Raw genomic sequence first — 23096 nt, forward strand, 5'->3', positions numbered from 1 at the left:
CCAACTTGCGTGATGGATGCGCGGCCGAAGGCGTGTCGAGCGCCACGAGGGCCAGGGCATCACGGAAGTTGGTCAGGCGCGGCGCTTCCGAGAGTCTTGAAGGTGGCTGCCTTCGGCGAGAAGCGCCAGGAGCGTGGCCTCCACGCGCGGCCACTGATGCATCACTTGCTCATAGGTCAATCGAAGGACCCGATATCCGAGCCGGTTCAAGACAAGGTCCCTTCGACGGTCGGTCCGGGAATGCCACTCAGACGAATGAAACTCTTTGGAATCGCATTCGATGATGAGGCGGTCTCCCACCAGGAGGTCGACATTGCCAACGCGGGCCACATTGAACTGCGGAGTGACGCGGATTCCACGGAGCTGAAACCACAAGCGCACGATGCTCTCGGTGCCGGATTGGCTCCGCGCGTCCACGAACCTCAGCTTCTCGCGCGCACTCAGCGTGAGAGGGGCAGCCAGTGCGGTGAGTGTGGTTCGCGTGATGAGGCGCAACTGCAAAACGGAGTCGGCGACGATGACGAGGTCGCGTTCGGGGAGGCACATGAGCGCGCATTCGAGAGCAAGGTCGATGTCGTCAACCGCGTGCTTCTCGAGCGGGCGAGCTTGGTGGACTGACGCTCGATGCAGGACCACTTCGGCTGCGCGGGGGCTGGATGAGGCTGTTCGCGTGATTCCGACCGCGCTCGCTGCGATTCGCGCGTGCGGTGCGGAGTGACGTAGGGTCCATGCTCCGTGGAGGCTGAGGGCAGTGAGGCAAGTGGCGCGGCCGTGCAGGCGCACAGTTTCAACGACTGCGGCGGACGCGTCTGGCTTGGCAAACCAGCCAGGCGAAACGCGCCAGAAAGCGCCTTGGCTGAGTGCCGCCTCGAGCTCGCGGCGCGTTCCACCCTCCGCATTCCACTCGGCACGCGAGAAGACCCCTCCGTTGGGTCGCGCGGTCGCTGTGGCAGTTGCTGGTGCTGGCATGCGCCAAGCACAGCGCAGATCTACCGACGGGTGACGGGAAGCGGGCCCCCTGTGGAGGGTTCGCTGTCCACAGCTCTCCCGCTTCGAAGTGCGTGGCCAAGTTCCGTGACCAGAGGGGGTGCTCAGCGCACTGGCGAGCCCGGAGTGGCCAATCCATCACGGAAGTTGGTCAGCAGTCAACGAGCAGCGGCCAGCAGCCTGTCTGACCGCAGAGCCTGCCTGAGCTCCCCGAGGGGCCTAGTGGAAGATGATCGTGCGCTGCCCATCGAGGAGCACGCGGTGCTCGGAGAACCACTTGACGGCCTGCGTGAGGGTTCGCGATTCCTCGTCCTGGCCGATGGCCATGAGCTCCTGCGGTGTGCGCGTGTGGTCGACGCGCACGACGTTCTGCTCGATGATCGGGCCCTCGTCGAGGTCGCTTGTCACGAAGTGTGCCGTGGCACCGATGAGCTTCACGCCGCGGGCGTGCGCCTGGCGGTACGGGTTCGCGCCCTTGAAGCCGGGGAGGAAGGAGTGGTGGATGTTGATGGCGCGGCCGGCGAGTTCAGCGCAGAGCTCGGGGGAGAGGATCTGCATGTAGCGGGCGAGCACGACCAGCTCGATCTGCTGCTCCTCGACGACCTGCAGGATGCGCGCTTCGAAGGCGGCCTTCTCGTCGGGTCCGGTGACGGGGAGGTACTCGAAGGGCACCCGGTAGAACTCGGCGAGATCCTTGAGCGCCTCGTTGTTGGCGAGGACAAGAGGGACGTCGATCTGCAGGTGGCCGGAGCGCTGGCGGAACAGCAGGTCGTTGACGCAGTGGCCGGCCTTCGTCGCGAGGACAAGCGTGCGCACCGGGCGGCCGGCCTCGTCGAGGGAGACTTCGGCGCTGAACCGCTCGGCAACGGGCTCGAGGCGTGCGAGGAGTTCCTCGCGGCTGGCGTCCGTGCGGACATCCACGCGCATGAAGAATCGACCCGTGTCGATCGACGAGAACTGTTGGAGCTCTTCGATGTTGCCCGCGGAGTCGACGATGGCTCCCGTGACGGCGTGCACGATGCCTGGCTGGTCTGGGCAGTTGAGGGTGAGCACCCATCGAGTTGCTTCTTGAATCACCAGTTCAGGGTAGCCGTCTTGTGGCGAACGTATAGACTCATCCGTGGTCGCGCGTATCGCTCGGCCCCCGGCGTGCCGGTACGCACGCAGTCGACTCCCTGACGAGGTTTCCCGCTCGCCCGGAGTGCGCCGTTCGGATACTGCGAATGACTTCTCTCTCTGCTCCTACGATGACGTCTGCCCCCAGGCTGCCGCTCGTTCCCTTGATCGCCCTGGCGTTCTCCACGTTCATCAGCGTCACGATCGAGATGCTGCCCACTGGCCTCCTTGAACTCATGACGGTCGATCTCGGTGCGACTCGCGCGGAGATCGGCTGGCTCATGACGATCTTCGCCTTCACGGTCGTGCTCACGAGTACGCCGCTGACGGCCATCACGAAGCGTGTCCCTCGCCACGCCCTGCTGGTCATCGTGCTGGCGGTCTTCGCGATCGGGTCGATCGCCTCGGCCTTCGCCCCCACCTACGCGTCGCTGGTTGTCACGCGTGTTGTCACCGGCCTCGCACACGGCGTGTTCTGGGCTGTTGTCGCCTCCTACATCTCGCTCATCGCGCCGAAGGAGCTGCTCACCCGCGCGGTGTCCATCACGCTCGGCGGCGGTGCGATCGCGTATGTCCTCGGTGTGCCCATCGGCACCGCGCTCGGGCAGGCGTTCGGCTGGCGTTTCGCGTTCGGCTCGCTCGCTGTCGTGACGCTGCTCGTAGCGGTGCTGCTCTGGTTCTTGCTGCCGCGCGTCAACCACCTCGACGACTCGTTCTACACGCGCCCCATAGCGCTCCCGGACGACTCGGACGGCCCCGCCGTGCCGGCCAAGCGCATCCGCTTCGCACAGCGTTCGCTGCTGACGGTGATCCTGCTGTGTGTCATCACGCTCATCACGATGACCGCCCAGTACGCGTTCTACTCGTATATCTCGCCGTACTCACTCGACGTCATCGGGTTCCCGGTGGAGACGCTGAGCCTCGTGCTCTTCGCGTACGGCATCGCTTCCGCTGGTGGCACGGCGCTCGCGGGTGTCGTCTTCACTGCGCGGCCTCGAGTGGGCCTCGCGACGGGGTACCTGCTGATGCTCGTCGCGGTGACCCTGTTGCTGTTCGCGCACGACACGACGGTCGCGCTCCTCGCGCTTGTCATCTGGGGCCTCGGGATGGGGGTGCTGCCGCCGCTGCTGCAGTCGCGCATCCTGAACGCAGCCCCGTCTCGTCACCGTGATCTCTCGAGCGCGCTGTACACGTCCGGCTTCAACTTCGGGATCGGATCCGGAGCGCTGGTCGGCGGCCTGCTGCTGGATGCGGCGGGTCTCGTCGCGCTGCCCGTGTTCTTCCTCGCTATGGTCGGGCTCGGGCTCGTGAGCGCGCTGGTGCTTGACGCCGTGCTGGCTAGGCGCCCGCTGCAGCAGACGAGCTGAGCTCGGTCGAGCTGAGCTCGTCGGCGACTCGCTGCAGTCCGTCTCGGACTGCGGCGATGGTCGGCGACGCTGCGCTCGCGGTGCGGATGGACGTGAAGATCTCGCGGCGTGGCTTGCCCGCGAGGGGGAGGAATCGCACGTTGGGTGCCGCGTGCGCCCAGGTCAGGTCGTTGAGAATTCCGACGGCGTGGCCGGTCTCGATGAACCGCATCTGTGCCTGGAGGTCGGCGGTCTCGTAGCGCACGTCCGGTTCGTAGCCCGCGACGCGGCACTGCTGTTCGCCCCAGTGGCGGGACGCGGACCCCTGCGGCTCCATGACCCAGGCGAGGTCGGCGGCTTCCGCGAGGCTGGTCACGGGGGAGTCGATCGGTACGGCGAGGCGCAGCGCGTCGCCGGTGAGGAGCCGCTTGTCGAGTCCGGGGTGGTGGGGTGCGGCGTGGCCCGGGTACTGCTCGGCGACGACGACGTCGAAGTCGCCCGCGAAGGTGTCGAATAGCGCCGATTCGGGTTCGTGCTGCACCATCTCGATGCGCAGTCCGGGGTGCTCGTCCTCGAGTATGCGAAGCAGTGGCGGGATGAGGGTGAGGGCGGCCGATTGGAAGACGGCGAGGCGGACGGTGCCGACGGCGCGGCTGGTCGAGGCGAGCACTTCCTGTTCCGCGATCTCGAGTCGTTCGAGGATCTCCGCGGTGTGACCAGCAAGAATTTCGGCTTGCTGGGTGAGCTGCACCCGCCTCCCATGCTTGCGCAGGAGCTCGACGCCGAGCTCCGCTTCGAGGGCGGAGAGCTGCTGGGAGACGGCCGACGGAGAGAAGTTCAGCGCCTTGGCGACTTCGGCCAGGGTTCCCCGCAGTTGGACTTCGCGGAGGAGTCGGAGCTTGCGCACGTCGAGCATGCTCAATCATCACACGAGCTGATGAAAAAAGGTCAATTTCCTTCACTTTACCTAACGGAAGTCGGGTGCTGATACTGGGTCACATGACCGCCACCGTGACGCCTGTCTTCCCCACAGATTCCCTCACCGACCTCGCGCCGGAGGCCATTGCGCTCGTGCGCCGCTGGCTGACGGAGGCGGCAGAGATCCCGGTGGATGCATCCGCCGCCCAGCTCGCCGGTGTCCTCAAGGATCCGCAGGGCCTCGACTTCACGGTTGGCTTCGTCGACGGGGTTGTGCGCCCGGAGGACCTGAAGGTCGCCGCGCGCAAACTCGGCTCGATCGCAGACAAGGTGCCGGGCTTCCTGCCCTGGTACATGAAGAGCGCCGTGCGCGTTGGCGGCGTCGTCGCTCCCGTGCTTCCGGCCGTTGTCGTCCCGGCCGCACGCAAGGTGCTGCGGGACATGGTCGGTCACCTCATCATCGACGCGACGGATGCGAAGCTGGGACCTGCGATCGAGCAGATCCGCGGCAAGGGCGTGCGGCTCAACATGAACCTCCTCGGCGAGGCCGTGCTCGGAAAGAAGGAGGCTGCCCGCCGGCTGGATGGCACCACCAAGCTCCTCGCGCGCGATGACGTGGACTACGTCTCCATCAAGGTCTCCTCGACGACTGCCCCGCACCAGCCCTGGGCGTTCGACGAGGCAGTTGCCGACGTCGTCGAGGAGCTCACGCCGCTCTACCGCCTCGCCGTCAACAGCCCGACGCGCAAGTTCATCAACCTCGACATGGAGGAGTACAAGGATCTCGAGATGACCATGGCGGTCTTCACGCGCATCCTCGACGATCCAGAGTTCTTGAGCCTCGAGGCCGGCATCGTGCTGCAGGCCTACCTGCCGGACGCGCTCTCGGCGATGATCCGCCTGCAGGAGTGGTCGGCGGAGCGTGTTGCCCGAGGCGGCGCGCCCATCAAGGTCCGCCTCGTCAAGGGCGCGAACCTGCCCATGGAGCGTGTCGAGGCGTCGCTCCACGGCTGGCCGCTCGCGACGTGGGGCACGAAGCAGGACTCTGACACGAGCTACAAGCGCGTCATCGACTACGCCCTCACCCCGGAGCGGGTCAAGAACGTTCGGGTCGGCATCGCAGGCCACAACCTCTTCGACGTCGCGTTCTCGTGGCTGCTCGCCAAGCGGCGCGGCGCGACCGATGGCATCGAGTACGAGATGCTGCTCGGCATGGCGCAGAGCCAGGCGGAGGTCGTCAAGCGCGAGGTTGGGGCGCTCCTGCTGTACGTGCCCGTTGTGCACCCGCAGGAGTTTGACGTGGCGATCGCGTACCTCATCCGCCGCCTTGAGGAGGGGGCGAGCCAGGACAACTTCATGTCGGCCGTCTTCGAGCTGGCGGACAACGAGGAGCTCTTCGAGCGCGAGTCGCAGCGCTTCGTGGCTTCGCTCGACGCACTCGACCGCGCGGTGCCTTCGAGCAACCGCGTGCAGGACCGCACGGCCGAGCCCGTTGCGCTTCCCGCCGACCGCTTCGAGGAGACGCCAGACACCGACCCTTCGCTGCCCGCCAACCAGTCCTGGGCTCGGGCGATCCGCGACCGTGCCCAGGAGTCGGTTCTCGGCGCGCAGACAATCGAGGCCAACACGGTCGGCTCGATTGGTGAACTGGATGCGCGAGTCACGCGCGCGGTCGCTGGCAGTCAGTCGTGGGGTGCGCTGTCCGGCGCCGCTCGTGCCGAGATCCTCCACCGGGCGGGGGATGCGCTCGAGCGACGCCGCGCCGACCTCATGGAGGTTGCCGCCTCTGAGGCGGGGAAGACCTTGGATCAGTCAGACCCCGAGATCTCCGAGGCCATCGACTTCGCGCACTACTACGCCGAGCTCGCGCGCGGCCTCGACGACGTCGACGGCGCATCGTTTGTGCCTTCGAAGGTCATCGTCGTGACGCCGCCGTGGAACTTCCCCGTCGCCATCCCCGCCGGGTCAACGCTCGCGGCGCTCGCGGCGGGTGCATCCGTCATCATTAAGCCGGCCCGGCCGGCTGCGCGCTGCGGTGCTGTCATGGTCGAGGCCCTCTGGGAGGCTGGCGTGCCGCGCGAGGTGCTGCAGTACGTGCAGTTCTCGGACCGGGAGCTGGGCAGCGAGCTCATCAAGAACCCGTCGGTCGACCGCGTCATCCTGACGGGCGGCATCGAGACGGCCGAGCTGTTCCGCTCGTTCCGCCCCGAGCTGCCGCTGCTGGCGGAGACGAGCGGCAAGAACGCCATCATCGTCACGCCGAGCGCCGACTACGACCTCGCGGCCAAGGACGTCGTCGCTTCTGCCTTCGGCCACGCTGGCCAGAAGTGCTCGGCGGCGTCGCTTGTTGTGCTGGTCGGGCAGGCGCAGCGTTCGCGACGCTTCCGCGAGCAGCTCCTCGACGCCGTGCGCTCACTCACTGTTGGCTACCCGTGGGATGCGGCATCGCAGATGGGGCCGATCATCACGCCGGCCTCTGGCAAGCTGCTTGACGGCCTCACGAAGCTTGGCGCGGGGGAGCGTTGGGTTGTCGAGCCCCGGAAGATGGATGACAGCGGCAAGCTGTGGAGCCCCGGCGTGCGTGCTGGCGTGCAGCGCGGCTCCGAGTTCCATCTCGTCGAGTACTTCGGTCCGATTCTCGGCATCATGACGGCGGACACGCTCGAGGAAGCCATCGACATCGTCAACGAGGTGGACTACGGGCTCACGTCCGGCATCCACTCGCTCGACCGCGGCGAGGTGTCGCAGTGGCTCGACACGATCCAGGCCGGCAACCTGTACGTGAACCGTGGCATCACGGGCGCCATCGTGCAGCGCCAGCCGTTCGGGGGTTGGAAGAAGTCTGTTGTCGGATGCACCACCAAGGCCGGCGGGCCGAACTACCTGGTCGGTCTCGGAGCTTGGGAGCGGTCGACGGCAGCCGTGGTGGCCCCCATCGCCCACCAGGGGGCGCAGTCGATCCTCGATGCAGCCAATGCGGTTGCGAAGGCGCACTCGGCCGCGCTCACGCGTGAAGACGCCGCGATGCTCGAGCGTGCGCTCGGGAGCGACGCGCAGGCCTGGGCCGAGGAGTTCGGGCGTGACCGCGACGTGCAGTCGCTCTACGCCGAGCGCAACGTTTTCCGCTACCTGACGTTCCCCGGGGAGATCGCAGTGCGCCTCTCCGAGCAGGCTCCCGTCGTCGACCTCCTGCGTGTGGTCGCTGCGGGTCTCGTCGCTGGGGCCAGGCTGCGGGTCTCGACGGGTGTCGAGCTGCCGTCTTCCGCGAAGGCTGCTCTGGCCGGTGCCGGCGTGCCGATGCGGACGGAGACGGACGCTGAGTTCCTTGGAGCCGCGGCATCGCTGCGGTCGGGCCGGATGCGTCTCATTGGCGGCGACTCGGTTGCGCTCGCTCGTGCAATCAACGGTCGTGTCGACCTTGCCGTCTATTCGGGAGAAGTCACCGAATCCGGCCGGGTGGAAATGCTGCCATTCCTGCGTGAGCAGGCGGTATCCATTACCGCGCATCGTTTCGGAACGCCGAATGGCCTTACCGAGGGGCTTCTGTCGCGCTGACTTGCACGCGCTGTCTTGCGCCCGCTGTCTTGCGCCCGCTGAATGGCCCGAGATTCGCCCGTCGAGTAAACCTCGGTATCCTGGTCGAAAGATAGCGCGGGTGGTTCTCGGGGGTATTCAGTGCTGGGGAGTTCGAAGCAGGATCTCAGTGCGTGGATCGCGAGGATCGCGCACTCGGGGGATGCGCTCCCGTATTTCTCCACCGATGAGTTTGCTTCCGGCGCGTTTGAGCAATTCCACGGGGAATTGGGGCTCGCGGAATTCCTGGGCACTGGAAAGCTGACCAGCGCGGCGATTTCCGGCGATTTTCACGCGTACACGCTCAGCACTCATGTTGGCTCGGCCCAGCTTTTCGGCACGCTTCGCACGAGCGCGGGTGTCGAGCGAGACGGTGAGGATTTCAGCCGCGACCCACGCGAGAAACTCATCGCGATCGCCGTGCTCCGCGGCTCCTTGAAGTTTCGCGGAGGCTATCAATCGGGTGTGCTCAATGCGCGAGAGATGCTGGTCGTGAACTCATCGCATCCGCTTGCCACGACGGGCATAGGCGTTGTCGAGACGCTCGGCATGGCCGTTCCCCTGAGCGACATCGCGCACGACACGAGGTTCACGGTGGCAGAGTGGCCCTTTCGGCTGCCCGATACGGCACTCACCGCGGCTTTCGTCGCCTTCATCGGCCGGTACCTGGTCGAGGCGACGACCGCGACGAAGAGCGGGCAGCGCACGTCGGCCGTCGCCGAGCCCGTGCTCCATGACTTGCTGCGTGCCGCCCTCCTGCAGGTCGGGCCTCCGGCGATGACACCCGCCCAGCATTCACTGCACGTGAAGGCGGCTGTCCACGACCTCATCGAGAAGTACCACGCGCTCCAAGGCTTCGACGCGGACAGCATCGCGCGCGCCCTGCACATCAGCAGGAGAAAGCTGTACCGAGACCTGGCGGATGAGAGCGACGGCGTCGCCGGGATCATCGCGGCGCGGAGAGTGCAATCGGCAGCCTCGCTGTTGGTCGAGCAGCCGCAGCTCTCGCTCAGCGAGGTGTCGGCAGCCGCGGGGTTCGGCGATGGGACGACGATGCGACGGCATTTCCTCGCGCGCCTCGGAATGACCCCCGCCGACTACCGTAAGGAGCGCGCCTGACCGCGTACGCTCGTCCGTGCGCCTCCTGCGCGCGCTCGCCGCGCGCACTGAGCTGAGATCTCCGCTTCCCCCGCCGCAGACAGAAGGACTCCAGTGGCCTCTTCGATTCACCGCCCAGCGCTTGTCACCGCGAAGGTCGGGTTCGGCCTGCTCGCGTTCGCGTCGATCGTGTCGGAGATCGCGACGATCTCGGAGCGAGGCACTTGGGCCCCGGAGAACTTCTTCGCATACTTCACGATAGAGACGAACATCCTCGCGGTGCTCTCACTCCTGATCAGCGCCGTGGCGACTGCCGCGAACGCGCAGGGGGCGGGAATCAACGCCTTCCGTGCGGCGGTCGCGGTGTACATCCTCATTGTCGGCATAGGGTTCTCCCTGCTGCTCTCCGGCCTCACCGATGTCGCGTTCACGGCAGTCCCGTGGAACAACCTGGTGCTCCACTACGCCATGCCGGCTGTCATGCTGCTCGATATCCTCATCGACAGGCCGAAGAAACGCATCCGGTTCGGCACGGCACTCATCTGGCTCATCTTCCCTGCGGGGTACGCGGCGTTCTCGCTTGTGCGCGGCAACCTCACCGGCTGGTACCCATATCCCTTCCTCAACCCGGCGAATGGCGGCTACGCGCCCGTCGCGCTCACCATCATCGGGCTCGTCGTCCTCGGGGTAGCCCTCACCTGGCTCGTGACGCTGCTCTCGCGGTCATCGGGGAAGTCGCGCTAGACTTCTAGCGGCCGCGACTGGCGTTCAGGTGGGTCACCACCGGGGAGCGGCTCTTCGGGTTTTCGAGCCGTTCGCCTGGGCTCGCCGGTTCACGACCACATGTTCGCCGTGCCATCCGGTTTCCTGAAGGAGTCTTCGTGACCGATACGTTCAACGCCCCCCTGGATTCATTCAATGCGCCGCTGAGTGAAGTAGACCCCGAGATCGCCGCGGTCCTCGAGCAGGAGCTCGAGCGCCAGCGTTCCACGCTCGAGATGATCGCCAGCGAGAACTTCGTTCCGCGCGCTGTCCTCGAGGCCACCGGCAGCGTGCTCACCAATAAGTACGCCGAGGGTTACCCGGGGCGTCGCTACTACGGCGGCTGCGAGGTTGTCGACATCGCGGAGAACCTTGCCATCGAGCGCGCGAAGTCGCTGTTTGGTGCCGGCTTCGCGAACGTCCAGCCGCACTCGGGCGCCACGGCTAACGCCGCCGTCATGCACGCCCTCGCGCGTCCGGGCGACACGCTGCTCGGCCTCTCGCTTGACCACGGCGGACACCTGACGCACGGCATGAAGATCAACTTCTCCGGTCGCCTCTACAACATCGTCGCGTACGGCGTCGACGCCGAGACCTCGCAAATCGACATGGAGCAGGTGCGGGAGCTTGCGCTTGAGCACAAGCCCAAGGTCATTGTCGCTGGCTGGTCGGCGTACCCGCGTCAGCTCGACTTCGCGAAGTTCCGCGAGATCGCCGACGAGGTGGGTGCCTACCTGTGGGTCGACATGGCGCACTTCGCGGGGCTCGTGGCCGCTGGCCTCCACCCCAACCCTGTGCAGCACGCGCACGTCACGTCCAGCACCGTGCACAAGACCATCGGCGGCCCGCGCTCCGGGTTCATCCTGACGAACGACGCCGACCTGGCGAAGAAGATCAACACGGCTGTTTTCCCCGGCCAGCAGGGCGGCCCGCTCATGCACGTCATCGCGGGCAAGGCGACGGCGTTCAAGCTCGCCGCGAGCGACGAGTTCAAGGACCGTCAGGAGCGCACGCTGCGCGGCGCCAAGATCGTCGCCGACCGCCTCCAGCAGGCCGACGTTGCTGGCGCCGGCATCTCTGTCCGCTCTGGCGGCACCGATGTGCACCTCATCCTCGTCGACCTGCGCAACGCCGAGATCGACGGCAAGCAGGCGGAGGACCTCCTGCACGAGGTGGGTGTGACCGTCAACCGCAACGCCGTCCCGAACGACCCGCGCCCGCCGCTGGTCACCTCTGGTCTGCGCATCGGTACGCCGGCGCTCGCGACGCGTGGCTTCGGCGACGCCGAGTTCACCGAGGTCGCTGACGTCATCGCCCTCGCGCTGCTGCCCGACGCTGACGTGCCTGCCCTCCGTGCCCGCACGAAGGCGCTCGCCGACGCGTTCCCGCTCTACCCTGGCCTCGGCGAAGCATGACGGCTGCCGCACTCGACGGCAAGAAGGCCGCGGCAGAGATCAAAGCCGAGCTCCGTGAGCGCGTAGCCGCGCTCGCGGGGCGGGGCGTCGTGCCCGGCCTGGGCACGATCCTCGTCGGCGACGACCCCGGCTCGAAGTGGTACGTCGCGGGCAAGCACCGCGACTGCGCCGAGGTCGGCATCGAGTCGATTCGCGTTGACCTTCCGACGGAGACTACGCAGGAGGAGCTCGAAGCGGAGATCGACCGCCTCAACGCCGACCCTGCGTGCACGGGCTACATCGTGCAGCTGCCGCTGCCGAAGCACATCGACACGGACCGAGTGATCGAGCGCATCGACCCGTCGAAGGACGCGGACGGGCTACATCCCACCAACCTGGGGCGGCTGGTGCTCAACGCCAACGATCCGATCGTGACGCCGCTGCCCTGCACGCCTCGCGGCGTGATCGAGCTGCTTCGGCGCAACGACATCTCGCTGAACGGCAAGCACGTGCTCGTCATCGGGCGTGGTGTGACGGTCGGCCGTTCCATCGGGCCGCTCCTGACCCGCCGCGAGAACAACGCGACGGTCACGCTCACGCACACGGGCACGCCGGACATCGGCGTGCTTGCGAGGGAGGCCGACGTCATCGTGTCCGCTGCTGGTGTCGCCGGAATCGTTCGCCCTGAGTGGGTAAAGCCCGGCGCTGCCGTGCTCGACGTCGGTGTGAGCCGCGTTGAGGACCCGGAGACCGGCAAGTCGAAGGTCGCCGGCGACGTGGACCCCGGCGTCTGGGATGTGGCGGCCTGGGTGTCGCCGAACCCCGGCGGCGTCGGCCCGATGACGCGGGCGCTGCTCCTCGAGAATGTCGTCGAGCAGGCCGAACGCCTCAACCCAGCCGTCTAGGCACCGCACGCACGGCGAAGGGCCCGAGCAGTTCGATGAACTGCTCGGGCCCTCTGTTGTAGCTCCCGGAACCCGTGATGTGTGCATCCGCCGCTAGAGCCCGGGACTGGCGCTTCGAGGGCGGTGTTGTGGTCGTCAAGATCGAGTTTTTGACGACCACAGGACCGCCATGGGCGAGGCGTGCACGTTCCGGAGCGGAGTTGGGGTCGTTACGCCGCGTCCGCCTCCGGTCAGTCGCGGGTGGCGACTCTGCTCTCTCAGTCGCGGGTGGCGACGACTCGGACCAACGTGATGCGGGTCTGCTTCTTCGGCAGGGCCTTGCCCTCGCGACGGTCGACGTACTCGGTCTCGCTCACGCGGAACGTGCGGCCCGGGCGGTGGGGCGTGTGGAGGTCTGGGAAGACGCCGCGCGCGACCTGCTCGAGTAGCTCAAGCCCCTCTGCCTCTGTGCCGACCGGCTCGGACTGGCCCAGCTTGGTGCCGACCGCGCTGATGCTCACGGTCTCGGTGATGACGACATACTGCTCACTCATGCTGATCCTCCAGTGCTCGGCCGGGTCTGTGATCCCGATACCTCACGGTACGAGCCGGGGGACCGCCAGCGCTTCGGCCGCGCGGCCGATTTACCGCCGAGTCAAGCGAGCCGGATCAGCCCTGCGGCTGAGCCTGACGCTGCGCGTCGAACGAAGCGACAAGCTGCTCGACTCGCGCGGTGATGACCTCGCTGCCGTACTCGGGGGCGGATGCGATGGTCCCGTCGGCGGCGAGTAGGAGCGCCGCTGGCGTGGCATCCGCGTCGAAGAAATCGGTCACAGCCCTCGCCCCGAAGTAGGTGTGGGGGAGCGCGCTCGGGTAGCTCTTTTTGACGGACGCGCGGCTGGAGGAAGTGGCGACGATGATCTGCGCGTCGTCGCCGAGTCGCCGCGACCAGTCACCGATCTGGCTGAGCACGGGACCACAGGAGCCGCATCCGACCCGGGCGAAGATGAGGATGGTCGTCTTCTGCGGGACGACGACGAGGTCGTAGAGCAGCTCCGGGGAGCCGTCACCCGAGACGAGCTCGAGGTTGTGGGGGATCTGGTCGCGGGCGCTCGGGTCGGAAATGAGGTCTGGCCCCTGCTCGACAAGTTCGAAGTCCTGGCCCGATGCGTCGCTGCTGGCCGCGGTCACGGGTGCCGCCGAGGTCCTGACCAGGTTGGCGATGATGCCGATCACGGCGACGACTGCGACCGCGAGGAGCCACATCCAGTCGGAGAGCGAGAAAAGCGCCAGCTGGATCGGGACTCCGAGCCACATCCAAGGGAGGACGAGCGCGAGGAGAGCGGCGAGGGTGAGGCCGGCGTTCCGCCAGATCGTGATCTGGCTGACGGGCTCCGTGCTGAGGGCACCAAAGCAGTTGCAGTCGACCGCTTGGCGCTTCGCGACGCTTCGGGCGACGGCAACCAGATACGCCGCCATGAGAAGCACGGAGAGGGCTGCGGCAACGAGGTAGGCGGATCCGCTCAGAAGCAGGAGCGCGGCACCCAGGATGATCTCGCCCACTGGCAGGGCCACGGCAGTCCACGGCTTGCGCAGGGCAGCAGGCACGCCGAAAGACTCGAACGACTGCAGCGTGCGGGAGCGCTGCGGGAGCTTCAGTGCGCCGCTGGCGATCAGCACGCAGGCGACGAGAACCGGAAAGATCACGAAGGTGGGAATCACTTATCCATTATCGCTGGTACGCGGCGCGTCGAGAGCCCTGCTTGACCCGTGGCTCGGGGCCGTCGAAGATCGACGCATGCGCCTCAATTCCCTCGATGTGGTGCGCGGCTTTGCGATCTTCGCCATGACCATCGCTCACACGGTCGTGTTCCTGGACGACCGCGAACCGCGGATCCTCGAAGTGCTCTTCCACTTCCTCAACGACGCCGCCTCGCCGCTGTTTGCGTTGGTGATCGGTGTGACTGCCGGGTATCAGCTGCGCGACGCCGCGCGCTGGGACGGGCGGCGGAAGAGCTTCTTCGCGATCTCGTGGGTGATCAAGGCGATCGTGCTGATCCTCGTCGGACTGCTGTTGAGCATCAACTTCTCTGGCGTGCTCATCGTGCTGGACTTCCTCGGCATCATGATGCTCGTGGCGACGCCGTTCCTGTTCCTTCCGGCGGCGTGGTCAGCTGGCGCGGCCCTGGCCTTCCTCGCGGCTGCCCCGCTCGTGAATGAGGCGGCGCGCAACTGGGCGCTCACCTCGGCGTTCTCGCCGACGTCGATGTACGACCCGACCGCGCTGCTGCTCGACTGGACGGTGCTCGGGTCGGCCTACCGCCTGACGAACCTTCTGCCGATGCTGTTGATCGGTTTCCTGCTGGCGCGTTGGCAGCTCGGCAACCTGCGCCGCACGGCTTGGGTGTTCGGCGGGGGAGCGGTGCTCCTCGGTGCCTCGCTCTTCATGCGCCGCCTAGAGGAGGCGACAACGGGCATCACCCAGTCAGGCTCCTACGGGGACGAGGCTCGCGACCTCGGACTGGCGCTGCTCGCCTACGCGGGTATCCAACTGCTCGGCGACTTCTCGGGCGAGCGGATGCGCACCTGGTTCAGTCGCCTCACGAAGCCGCTCGCTGACATGGGCACGATGGCGTTCTCCATCTACTGCCTGCACGTGCTCATCCTGACGGCGATCTGGTCGCAGCTGCTGCTCGGCGAGGAGAACTGGCTCGCCGCACCTGGCCTAGTCTATCGGCAGCCGCAGGGCGTGTTGACGATGGTCGTCATCATGGTCGTCTGCATGGTGTTCGCCACCCTGTGGCGTCGCTATCTCGGGGTGGGCCCGCTTGAGCGGGTCATCGGGGTGCTCTCGCTCAGGCATCCCCCGGAAACATTGCTTGCAGGTCCTTCCGCTTCGACCACGCGATCCGAACGAGCTCTTCCAACACCTTGAGGTTGAGCGACGGGAAGCGTCCGGCCCAGATGCAGTCCTTGCCGAGTTTCACCTTGCCGAGCTGCTTGATGAGTCCATCCGGTGCCCACATCTGCAAGCCGTAGATCGACATCGATGCCTTACGGGGCGCGAAGCCGAGGATCATCGCATCACCCGAGTGCCTGCTCTCGTACGTGTAGTGGTACGTGCCGTAGCCGATCATCGTCGGCCCCCACACGACGGCCTCTTCGCCCGTGACCCGATCCATGATCTCTTTCAGGATGCGCGCATCCTCGCGCCTGCCCGCGGGCTCGGCCTGGTCGATGAGGAGATCGGGTGAGACATCGGACGGCTTTGTCTTCGTTTCTGCCATGACGAGATTATGGCCCCAGCCACGGACAAAGTGGGGTCCTGGAGCTCAGGCACCTTCGAAATTCGCGATAGGATTTCCCACGGTCGCCGCACGCCTGGCGACTGTGGGGCCTGTAGCTCAGTTGGCAGAGCATCGGACTTTTAATCCGCGGGTCGTGGGTTCGAGCCCCACCGGGCCCACTGTTTCTCCGGCTACCGCGCCACGACGAAAACGCTGTCGCCGGCGTAGATGAAGGGGCTCTCGAGCTCCACCGTCACCTCGTCGCTCGTGATGGGCTGGTCGAGCTGGATGTCGCTCACGATCCACGCGCCAACGTCCGGACACGCAGTCCCTTCGTCGGAACGTTCGAGGTCGAACGTGACCGACACGACGTCGTCTTCCTGCGTCAGACCGACCGGGACCGATGCGCAGTACGGCGACTCGACGCGTTCGACCCTGAGGGTTGTCCCGTCGTCGATCAACGACACAAGAGGCCCGGTTGTGCTCGAGTCGGGGAACTCGGATGCGTTGTACTGCTCGTACTGCACCGCGTTCGTCGGCGACATCGAGCATCCACCCAGCGCCACCATGACAGAGACGGCCGCGCCGGCCGCGAGCCCCTGACGAGCAGCCCGCAACGCGCTGCTCCGCGACGCAGAGATCGGACCGGAGAGGCTGGATGCGTTCATACCCACAGTCTGGCGTAGGCACCGCCCCGCCGGGCCAAGCTGCCGCCCGCACCCGAGCCGCTATAGTCACGCTCATGGAGCCAGAGGAGACCGCGCCCGTTGGCATGGCGAGCATTGCCGCCGCCGCGGGCGTCTCGGTCTCCACCGTCTCCCGGGCCCTGAGCGGGGTGCCGGGCGTTTCCACCGTGAAGCGCGCCGAGATCGGCCGCATCGCGAAGGCCACGGGCTACCTCGCCGACGAGTCGGGTCGGGATGCGAGCAGGGACGTCCGGGCGACCGGCCGGATCACGGCCGTCATCCCCGAGCCCGATCGCTGGGTGTTCGGCTCGATCCTCGCCGGACTGCACGACGTGCTGACCCCGACCGGCGCGACGCTCACCGTCTTCCAGGGTCTCTCCAGCCGCGAACGCGCCAAGCTCTTCGAGGCCACCGCGCTCTCCCGCGACAGCGACGTCGTTGTGCTCGTGCCGATGCCGCGTCGCCTGCCGGTTCCCGACGTCCGTCGCCTCGGCGTTCCCGTCGTGGTCGCGGGGTCGGTCGTCGAGGGGGTCGCGAGCGTCGGCATCGACGATGTCGTCGTCGGTCAGCAGGCCACGAACTACCTCATCAACAGCGGATGCACGCGCATCGTCTACGCGTCGAGCACCGACCACGAGGGCACGCCCGGCAACGCCTCGCGCCTCCGCGCCGAGGGCTTCGCCGCGCGGATGAAGCGGGCGGGGCTCGACCCAAGCTGGCAGGTCGAAGTGCCGTTCGGGGCGACCGCGGGGCAGGCGGCGGCGGAGCAGCTGCTGGCGGGCGAGAGCCTGCCGGACGCCGTCTTCGCGTCGTCCGACGACCTGTCCTCCGGCATGATGTCGGCGTTCCGGAAGGCCGGAGTCCGCATCCCAGAGGACCTCTCGATCATCGGCGTCGACGACAGCCCCATCGCAAGCCTCATGCACCTGACGACGATCGCGCAGCCGGCACGTCAGCAGGGGCACCTCGCGGCGTCCATGGCGCTGCGGGCGCTCCAGGGTGACCCGGCGAGTGAGCCGGTCACCCTGGAGACGCGCCTCGTCGTGCGTGATTCGACGGGTCGCCCCACCTCGCGCTGACCCCCGCTGCACGCGGGGCCGCCCCGCGTTGCGCAAAAGCGCGCAACAGTCGCGCAACCGCCCGAAATCGCTCCCGGCCCGGTTCTAGGCTTCTGGCGATGCGTACTGAATCCAACGACGGCTTCCAGCAGAGCACCGTCTACCAGATCTACCCGAAGTCCTTCCTCGACTCGACGGGCAGCGGCGTCGGCGACCTCCGCGGCGTCATCCGTAAGATTCCGTACATCGCCTCCCTCGGCGTCGACATGGTCTGGTTTAACCCGTTCTTCGCCTCGCCGCAGGCCGACAACGGCTACGACATCTCCGACTACTACCGCATCGACCCCGAGATGGGCACGATGGCGGACTTCGAGGAGCTCGTCGCCGGCCTCAGGGCAGAGGGCATCGACGTCATGCTCGACATGGTGCTCAACCACACGTCGACCGAGCACGAGTGGTTCCAGCGGGCGCTCGCGGGTGACCCCGAGTACCGCGACTTCTACTACGTGCGGCCCGCGGGCTCGGACGGCGGCGTGCCGAACAACTGGGTCTCGAAGTTCGGCGGTCCGGCCTGGAGCCGCTTCGGCGAGACCGACGACTTCTACCTGCACCTCTTCGACCGCACGCAGGCTGACCTCAACTGGCACAACCCGCGAGTGCGGAGGGAGATGGCGAAGGTCGTCGAGTTCTGGCGACTCAAGGGCGTGCGCGGGTTCCGCTTCGACGTCATCAACCTCATCTCGAAGCCCGTAGACCTGCCGTCGGCCCCGGAGGGCGCCGACGACCGCTTCATGTACACCGACGGCGAGCTCGTCACGACGTTCCTCCGCGAGCTGGCGGAGGCCTCCTACGGGAAGGACGCCGGCTGCGTCACGGTCGGCGAGATGTCCTCGACCTCGATCGAGCGCTGCGTCGAGTACTCGCACCCCGATTCCGGCGCCCTCTCCATGGTGTTCAACTTCCACCACCTCAAGGTCGACTACGCAGATGGGAAGAAGTGGTCGCTCGCACGCTTCGAGCTCGATGACCTACGCCGCGTGCTCATGGAGTGGGCGGATGGCATGCAGGCTGGCGGCGGCTGGAACGCCCTGTTCTGGAACAACCATGACCAGCCGCGCGCGCTCAACCGTTTCGGCGACCCGAAAGAGCTCAGGGTCGAATCGGCGACGATGCACGCGACGGTCCTGCACCTCTTCCGCGGTACGCCATACGTGTACATGGGCGAGGAGATCGGCATGACCGATCCCGAGTACTCGAGCATCGACGACTACGTCGACGTCGAGGCCATCAACGCCCACAAGGCGCTGGTCGGCACCGGGATGTCCGACGCGGATGCGTTTGCTGTCGTTCGCGCGAAAGCCAGGGACAACGCCCGCACGCCGATGCAGTGGGAGCCCGGCCCGGCCGCAGGATTCACGACCGGCACGCCGTGGCTCCACCCGACAAACGGTGACCTCATCAATGCCGCCGCCGAAGAAGCAGGCGGGCGCATCCTGCCCTACTACCGCAGGCTCATCGAGCTGCGGAAGTCGCATCCCGTGATCAGTCATGGCGAGTTGGTGGGCCTGGCCCCAGACCACCCGCACGTCTTCGCCTACGAGCGGAGCCACGCCTCCACTCGGCTGCTGGTCCTCGCGAACTTCTCGGCCGCCGCAACCCACGTCGAGGTGCCGACCGAATTCACGGCGGGCCGCGTGCTCATCTCCAACACCGATCGCCTCGACGCACCGGCCACGTCCGACGTCGAGCTCGCGCCCTACGAGGCGCTCGCGATCATCCTCGAACCTTCCGAAAGCTAGGAGCAGCAATGTTAGAAACCGAACTGAGCGGTGGCATCGTCGCGCCGCTCGCCGGCACGATGGTCGCCATCACCGATGTGCCAGACCCCGTTTTCGCCTCGAAGGCGATGGGCGACGGGTTCGCCGTGGCACCGAGCGCTGACGACGTCGTCGCGCCGTGCGCTGGAACCGTCATCATGGTCGCCAAGACGGCGCATGCCTTTGGGATCCGCACCGACGAGGGCCTCGAGATCCTTGTCCACATGGGCATCGACACCGTCGAGCTCGAGGGGGCGCCGTTCTCGATGAACGTCGAGGTCGACGAGCGAGTCGAGGCTGGGCAGCCGCTCGGCCGCATGGATCTCGCGGCCGTCGAGGCGGCCGGCAAGAGCACGATGACCATGGTCATCTTCCTCAACCTGGCCCAGAAAAAGGGGACCGTGGAGGCAGCGACCGGACCCATCGGGCTCGGCGAGCGTGCCGCGACCCTCGACATCCCCGAAGCGGATGCACCCGCACCGGTCGCCGCACCGGTGGCGGAGGTCGCCGCGACGGGCAAGACGGACGTCGCTTCCGGGCACCCGTCTGGCAAGACGGGCTTCGACGCCGACTTCTTCGGCATTCCCGTTGCGCTCCCGCAGGGCAACGCCTACGCGTACTCGATCTTCCCGATCATCGTCGCCGCCTACCTGGCCTCGCTGCTCGAGCCTCAGCTCAAGAAGTACATCCCGTCGGTCGTGCGAATGATCTTCGCGCCCCTCCTCGAGGTGTTCATCATCTCGACCGTGATGCTCGTGGTCTTCGGCCCGATCATCATGTTCATCTCGGGCGGCATCGCCAACGGCATCAACGGCGTGCTCGAGCTCAACTACGCCATCGCGGGGCTGGTCATCGGCGCCTTCTACCAGTGCCTTGTCATCTTCGGTCTGCACTGGGCGGTCATCCCGCTCGTCGCCTCGCAAATCGCGATCGACGGCTCGTCGCCCCTCAACGCCATCATCTCGGCAACCATGGTCGCCCAGGGTGGCGGCGCGCTCGCGATCTGGATCAAGACCCGCAGCCAGAAGATCAAGACCCTCGCAGGCCCCGCGACCATCTCGGCGTTCGCCGGCATCACCGAGCCGGCCATGTACGGCCTCAACCTCAAGTACGGGCGCGTCTTCATCACCGCCTCGGCGGGTGGCGCGGTCGGCGGGTTCCTCACGGGGCTCATGGACGTCAACATGTACGGCTTCACGGGAGCGTTTGTCGGGTTCCCGTCGTTCGTCAACCCGGAGGGGCTCGACCACAGCTTCTGGGGCTTCCTCATCGCCTCGGCGGCGGCGCTTGTCGTTTCGCTCACGCTCACCTACTTCTTCGGGTACAGCGATAACGACCTCGAGACCGAGCGCGCCGTCAAGAAGGTCCGTCTCGGGAAGCGCGAGCCCGCGGGCGTCTAAGGTTCCCTCTTCGCCACCTCGGTGGCGGTGAGGGGCGGCAGAGCGAAGACCCCGGTGGTCGGTCGAAGATGCGTACTCGAGCGGCTACCGGGGATTTTCGGTCTTGTCTGGCCCCTTGGCTCAGCAGCGATGCAGCCTTTGGCCCATTCACCCCGCACGTGGTCGATGTGCCGCGCGACGAGCTCCTGCATCCGCTCCCGGTCTCGGTCGAGCGCGGCATCGATCATCGCCCTGTGCTCGAGAGTGGATGCGGTGAGCTGGCCGGCCTCGGCGAGCGGGAGCAGGTTGTGGAGTCGGCTGCGCTCGCGGGCTCGGCGGACGATCTGCACGAGCTCCGGGTTGCCGTGCAGCGCGAGGAAGGCCGTGTGGAAGTCGGTGTCCGCGGTCAGGTAGGTGACCATATCGTTTGCCTCCTCGGCACGCTCCATCGCCTCGACGAGCGGCCGGAGCGAGCGGATGCGCGCCTCGTCGTCGTCGCTGTGCCGCTCGGCGATGTCGCCCATGACGGGCACCTCGAGCAGCCGACGCACCTCCGCGAGATTGTCGAGCTCGGCGCGCGTGACCTCCGTCACCCGGAAGCCAGTGTTCGGGACGACCTCCACCATCCCGTCGCGCGCCAGTTCGAGCATCGCCTCGCGCACTGGCGTCGCCGACGAATCGAAGCGGGCAGCGAGCGCGGGGGCCGAGTAGACCTGACCGGGCGCCAGGTCGCCGCCGATGAGCGCGGCCCGCAGCTCGGCGGCCACGCGCTGCCGCACCGAGTCGCGGCGGCCCGCGCCAGGTGAGGGCCGGACGGCCGCGATCATCCGCGGCGCTCCGCGGCCTCGGCGATCGCCTGCGCAAGCACGAGATCCTCCCACGACATGCCAGCGCTCTTGAACACCACCGGCCGCCCACCGAGCAGCCGCTGGTCTCCGCGCACGAGTTCGGCCATCGGGATGAGGTCTTCGGCAACCAGCTCGCCCTCGCCGATGGCCATGATGACGTCGCCGCACTCGCGCAAGGCGGCGCCGGAATCCTCGACGATCACGTCCGACCGCCCGAGCAGAGCCCCAGGCAGCTCGCGTGCATCCGGCGAGTGGGATCCCACGGCGACGACGACCGCGTCGGCACGCACGAGCTTGTCGTCGAAGAGCGGTGTCGTGGCGGTTGTCGTGCACAGGATGAGCCCCGCCGAGCGAGTGGCGGCTTCGGCCTCAGGGCTGCCGACCGCGACCACCGCGTCGAAATCTGTGCCGGGTGTAACGCGCGAGGGGGACCGGACGACCGACGTGACGTGTCCCATGGGGCGGGTGCCGTCGAGCACTGCCGTGACGGTGCGCACGTGAGCCCTGGCCTGCGGGCCTGCGCCGTACACGACGACATCCAGGGGGCCAGCGTCGCGCTCGAGCGCATCCTTGATCGCGGCGACCGACACCGCCGAGGTGCGGATGTCCGTGAGCGCCGGCCCGTCGATGAGGGCTCGCGGGCTGAGCGTCGCCGAGTCGAACAGCACGTAGAGCCCCTGGATGCGCGCGAGCCCCTGCGCGGGGTTGTCCGGTGCGATCGTCAGTAGCTTGATGCCCGTGCTCGTGGCCGTCTCGGCGGGCATGAGCAGGAACTCGCCGTGCTCGAGCGGCTCGAAGATGCGCGCGTGGTCGGTCTTGGGGCTGAAACCCTCGGCGAGTGCGTGACGGAGTGCATCCACTGCCGCCGTCGGCGTCAGCAGGGCCTCGACATCGTTCGCTCCGAGGAAGGGGATGCTCTCGCTCATCGCAGCACAAACCCTGGGGTCATCTCGTCGCGCGGGTCGACCTCGAAGACGTGTTCACCGGTCTTGTGGGCGATGCCGGAGACCTGAGTTGTCGTCGCGCGGCGTCCTTCCTCGACACTCTCGGCGACCACGCGGGCCAGGAACCTGGAGCCGACGATCGAGTCGTGCACCAGCTCGGCGCCAACCGGCAGCTTCCCATCCTCGGTGAGCGTCGCGACCCGGGCGCAGGTGCCGGAGCCGCAGGGCGAGCGGTCGAGCTCGCCGTCGGCGAAGACCGTCGCGTTGCGCTGGCGGACGATCCCGTCCGCGCTGTGGTCGGTGAACAGGATGGTTCCGTAGATGCCGTTCAAGCGACTGTCGCTCGGATGCTCGGCGTGCGCTGAGTCGTTCAGGAGCCATTTGACCTCGCGGCCGAACGCGATGACCTCGCTCACATCCTCCGGCTCGATCGAGAGCCCGACCGAGCTCGCATCCACCTGCGCGTAGGTGGCCCCCGCAAAGGTGATGTCGGCGAGCACCTCGCCGCGTGAAGTCTGCACGGGCACGCGTTTCGTGAGCACGTAGCCTGGGACGTTGATGAAGTCGGCCCCGGTGACAGCGCCTTCGTCGTCGGTGTGCACCCTTGCCGTGACGCGCCCAGACGGGACGTCGATGATCACATCCGTGATGCCGCTCGAGTCGGCGGCGACGATACCGGACTCGATGGCCCACACGCCGAGCGCGATCGTGCCGTGGCCGCACGCCGTCGAGAAGCCGTCTTTGTGCCAGAAGAGCACCCCGAAGTGCGCGCCTTCGTCGTCGGGCGCGACGATGAAGCCGCCGTACATGTCCGCGTGCCCGCGTGGTTCGAAGCACAGGATCTGGCGCACCCGGCCAACCGCGAGGGAGTCGATCGCGGAGACGCGCTTAGCCGCAACATCCGATCCCTCGATCGGGATTCCCAGGTCGGGGACGATCCGGAATGGCTCTCCGGCCGTGTGGTAATCGATTGTCGAGTAGCGCTCGCGCATGGACCCT

The 23096-nt window shown here is 67.1% G+C and carries 21 protein-coding genes, 1 tRNA gene and 1 riboswitch; of the genes, 11 read left to right on the forward strand and 11 right to left on the reverse strand.

Going from position 1 to position 23096, the window contains the following annotated elements:
• Positions 1-72: 72 nt before the first annotated feature.
• Positions 73-969 carry an endonuclease domain-containing protein gene (locus FHX72_RS19960; protein WP_377606214.1) on the reverse strand — a complete coding sequence of 299 codons (897 nt, stop codon included), beginning with the start codon at positions 967-969 and terminating at the stop codon, positions 73-75.
• Between the two features lie 237 nt (positions 970-1206).
• Positions 1207-2064 (reverse strand): formyltetrahydrofolate deformylase, encoded by an 858-nt coding sequence (purU, locus tag FHX72_RS14055; RefSeq protein ID WP_377606217.1) that lies wholly within the window; start codon positions 2062-2064, stop codon positions 1207-1209.
• 170 nt (positions 2065-2234) lie between these two features.
• On the opposite strand from purU, the gene FHX72_RS14060 reads away from it, so the two are divergent.
• A complete protein-coding gene (locus FHX72_RS14060; protein ID WP_183625913.1) occupies positions 2235-3470 on the forward strand; it encodes an MFS transporter in 1236 nt (411 codons plus the stop codon).
• On the opposite strand, the gene FHX72_RS14065 is transcribed toward FHX72_RS14060, so the two are convergent.
• Positions 3442-4365, reverse strand: a complete 924-nt coding sequence (locus FHX72_RS14065; protein WP_068479945.1) for a LysR family transcriptional regulator — start codon at positions 4363-4365, stop codon at positions 3442-3444. The two genes, FHX72_RS14060 and FHX72_RS14065, sit on opposite strands and share 29 nt — an antisense overlap.
• An 83-nt stretch (positions 4366-4448) precedes the next feature.
• Between FHX72_RS14065 and FHX72_RS14070 the strand changes: the two genes are divergently transcribed.
• On the forward strand, positions 4449-7922 hold the full coding sequence (locus FHX72_RS14070; RefSeq protein ID WP_183625915.1) for a bifunctional proline dehydrogenase/L-glutamate gamma-semialdehyde dehydrogenase: 3474 nt from the start codon (positions 4449-4451) through the stop codon (positions 7920-7922).
• A gap of 117 nt (positions 7923-8039) precedes the next feature.
• Here FHX72_RS14070 and FHX72_RS18610 read toward each other — a convergent pair whose 3' ends face one another.
• On the reverse strand, positions 8040-8399 hold the full coding sequence (locus tag FHX72_RS18610) for a hypothetical protein (protein ID WP_221186946.1): 360 nt from the start codon (positions 8397-8399) through the stop codon (positions 8040-8042).
• Between the two features lie 33 nt (positions 8400-8432).
• On the opposite strand from FHX72_RS18610, the gene FHX72_RS19780 reads away from it, so the two are divergent.
• The 4 genes from FHX72_RS19780 (at position 8433) to FHX72_RS14090 (ending at position 12099) form a co-directional block, all read left to right on the forward strand.
• Positions 8433-9059: a helix-turn-helix domain-containing protein gene (locus tag FHX72_RS19780; protein WP_183625917.1), complete on the forward strand. Its 627-nt coding sequence runs from the start codon at positions 8433-8435 to the stop codon at positions 9057-9059.
• Between the two features lie 93 nt (positions 9060-9152).
• Positions 9153-9782 (forward strand): Pr6Pr family membrane protein, encoded by a 630-nt coding sequence (locus tag FHX72_RS14080; RefSeq protein WP_068479940.1) that lies wholly within the window; start codon positions 9153-9155, stop codon positions 9780-9782.
• A 3-nt stretch (positions 9783-9785) separates the two neighbouring features.
• Positions 9786-9870, forward strand: a riboswitch (ZMP/ZTP riboswitch).
• 49 nt (positions 9871-9919) lie between these two features.
• The gene (gene glyA, locus FHX72_RS14085; protein WP_276325697.1) at positions 9920-11215 is read left to right on the forward strand and encodes a serine hydroxymethyltransferase; all 1296 of its coding nucleotides are present in this window, start codon (positions 9920-9922) and stop codon (positions 11213-11215) included.
• Entirely contained in the window at positions 11212-12099 is an 888-nt protein-coding gene (locus FHX72_RS14090; RefSeq protein ID WP_183625919.1) for a bifunctional methylenetetrahydrofolate dehydrogenase/methenyltetrahydrofolate cyclohydrolase, read from the forward strand. The genes glyA and FHX72_RS14090 overlap by 4 nt, the downstream gene beginning before the upstream one ends.
• Positions 12100-12356: 257 nt before the next feature.
• On the opposite strand, the gene FHX72_RS14095 is transcribed toward FHX72_RS14090, so the two are convergent.
• The gene (locus FHX72_RS14095) at positions 12357-12632 is read right to left on the reverse strand and encodes a hypothetical protein (RefSeq protein ID WP_068479929.1); all 276 of its coding nucleotides are present in this window, start codon (positions 12630-12632) and stop codon (positions 12357-12359) included.
• A gap of 115 nt (positions 12633-12747) precedes the next feature.
• Positions 12748-13800 carry a MauE/DoxX family redox-associated membrane protein gene (locus tag FHX72_RS14100; protein WP_183625921.1) on the reverse strand — a complete coding sequence of 351 codons (1053 nt, stop codon included), beginning with the start codon at positions 13798-13800 and terminating at the stop codon, positions 12748-12750.
• A 76-nt stretch (positions 13801-13876) separates the two neighbouring features.
• Here FHX72_RS14100 and FHX72_RS14105 point away from each other — a divergent pair, with 76 nt between their 5' ends.
• Entirely contained in the window at positions 13877-15013 is a 1137-nt protein-coding gene (locus FHX72_RS14105; RefSeq protein WP_183625923.1) for an acyltransferase family protein, read from the forward strand.
• Here FHX72_RS14105 and FHX72_RS14110 read toward each other — a convergent pair.
• Positions 14934-15365 carry a DUF1801 domain-containing protein gene (locus FHX72_RS14110; RefSeq protein WP_183625925.1) on the reverse strand — a complete coding sequence of 144 codons (432 nt, stop codon included), beginning with the start codon at positions 15363-15365 and terminating at the stop codon, positions 14934-14936. The two genes, FHX72_RS14105 and FHX72_RS14110, sit on opposite strands and share 80 nt — an antisense overlap.
• A 106-nt stretch (positions 15366-15471) precedes the next feature.
• Here FHX72_RS14110 and FHX72_RS14115 point away from each other — a divergent pair.
• Positions 15472-15544, forward strand: a tRNA-Lys gene (locus tag FHX72_RS14115).
• 12 nt (positions 15545-15556) lie between these two features.
• On the opposite strand, the gene FHX72_RS14120 is transcribed toward FHX72_RS14115, so the two are convergent.
• Positions 15557-16033 (reverse strand): hypothetical protein, encoded by a 477-nt coding sequence (locus FHX72_RS14120; protein WP_183625926.1) that lies wholly within the window; start codon positions 16031-16033, stop codon positions 15557-15559.
• A gap of 74 nt (positions 16034-16107) precedes the next feature.
• Between FHX72_RS14120 and FHX72_RS14125 the strand changes: the two genes are divergently transcribed.
• From FHX72_RS14125 to FHX72_RS14135, 3 genes are all read left to right on the forward strand, one after another.
• Positions 16108-17130, forward strand: a complete 1023-nt coding sequence (locus FHX72_RS14125) for a LacI family DNA-binding transcriptional regulator (protein WP_183625928.1) — start codon at positions 16108-16110, stop codon at positions 17128-17130.
• A 98-nt stretch (positions 17131-17228) separates the two neighbouring features.
• Positions 17229-18908 carry an alpha,alpha-phosphotrehalase gene (locus tag FHX72_RS14130; protein ID WP_183625930.1) on the forward strand — a complete coding sequence of 560 codons (1680 nt, stop codon included), beginning with the start codon at positions 17229-17231 and terminating at the stop codon, positions 18906-18908.
• Between the two features lie 8 nt (positions 18909-18916).
• Positions 18917-20326, forward strand: coding sequence for a glucose PTS transporter subunit IIA (locus tag FHX72_RS14135; protein WP_183625932.1), 1410 nt, complete (start codon positions 18917-18919; stop codon positions 20324-20326).
• Here the strand turns inward: FHX72_RS14135 and FHX72_RS14140 are convergent.
• The 3 genes from FHX72_RS14140 to FHX72_RS14150 are packed head-to-tail and all read right to left on the reverse strand — an operon-like array spanning position 20323 to position 23089.
• Positions 20323-21132: a GntR family transcriptional regulator gene (locus FHX72_RS14140; RefSeq protein ID WP_183625933.1), complete on the reverse strand. Its 810-nt coding sequence runs from the start codon at positions 21130-21132 to the stop codon at positions 20323-20325. The two genes, FHX72_RS14135 and FHX72_RS14140, sit on opposite strands and share 4 nt — an antisense overlap.
• On the reverse strand, positions 21129-22079 hold the full coding sequence (locus FHX72_RS14145; protein ID WP_183625934.1) for an ornithine cyclodeaminase family protein: 951 nt from the start codon (positions 22077-22079) through the stop codon (positions 21129-21131). Before FHX72_RS14145 ends, FHX72_RS14140 begins: the two co-directional genes overlap by 4 nt.
• On the reverse strand, positions 22076-23089 hold the full coding sequence (locus tag FHX72_RS14150) for a proline racemase family protein (RefSeq protein WP_183625935.1): 1014 nt from the start codon (positions 23087-23089) through the stop codon (positions 22076-22078). The genes FHX72_RS14145 and FHX72_RS14150 overlap by 4 nt, the downstream gene beginning before the upstream one ends.
• Positions 23090-23096 lie beyond the last annotated feature (7 nt).

The organism is Pseudoclavibacter helvolus (genome assembly GCF_014191305.1).
Lineage (GTDB): Bacteria > Actinomycetota > Actinomycetes > Actinomycetales > Microbacteriaceae > Pseudoclavibacter > Pseudoclavibacter helvolus.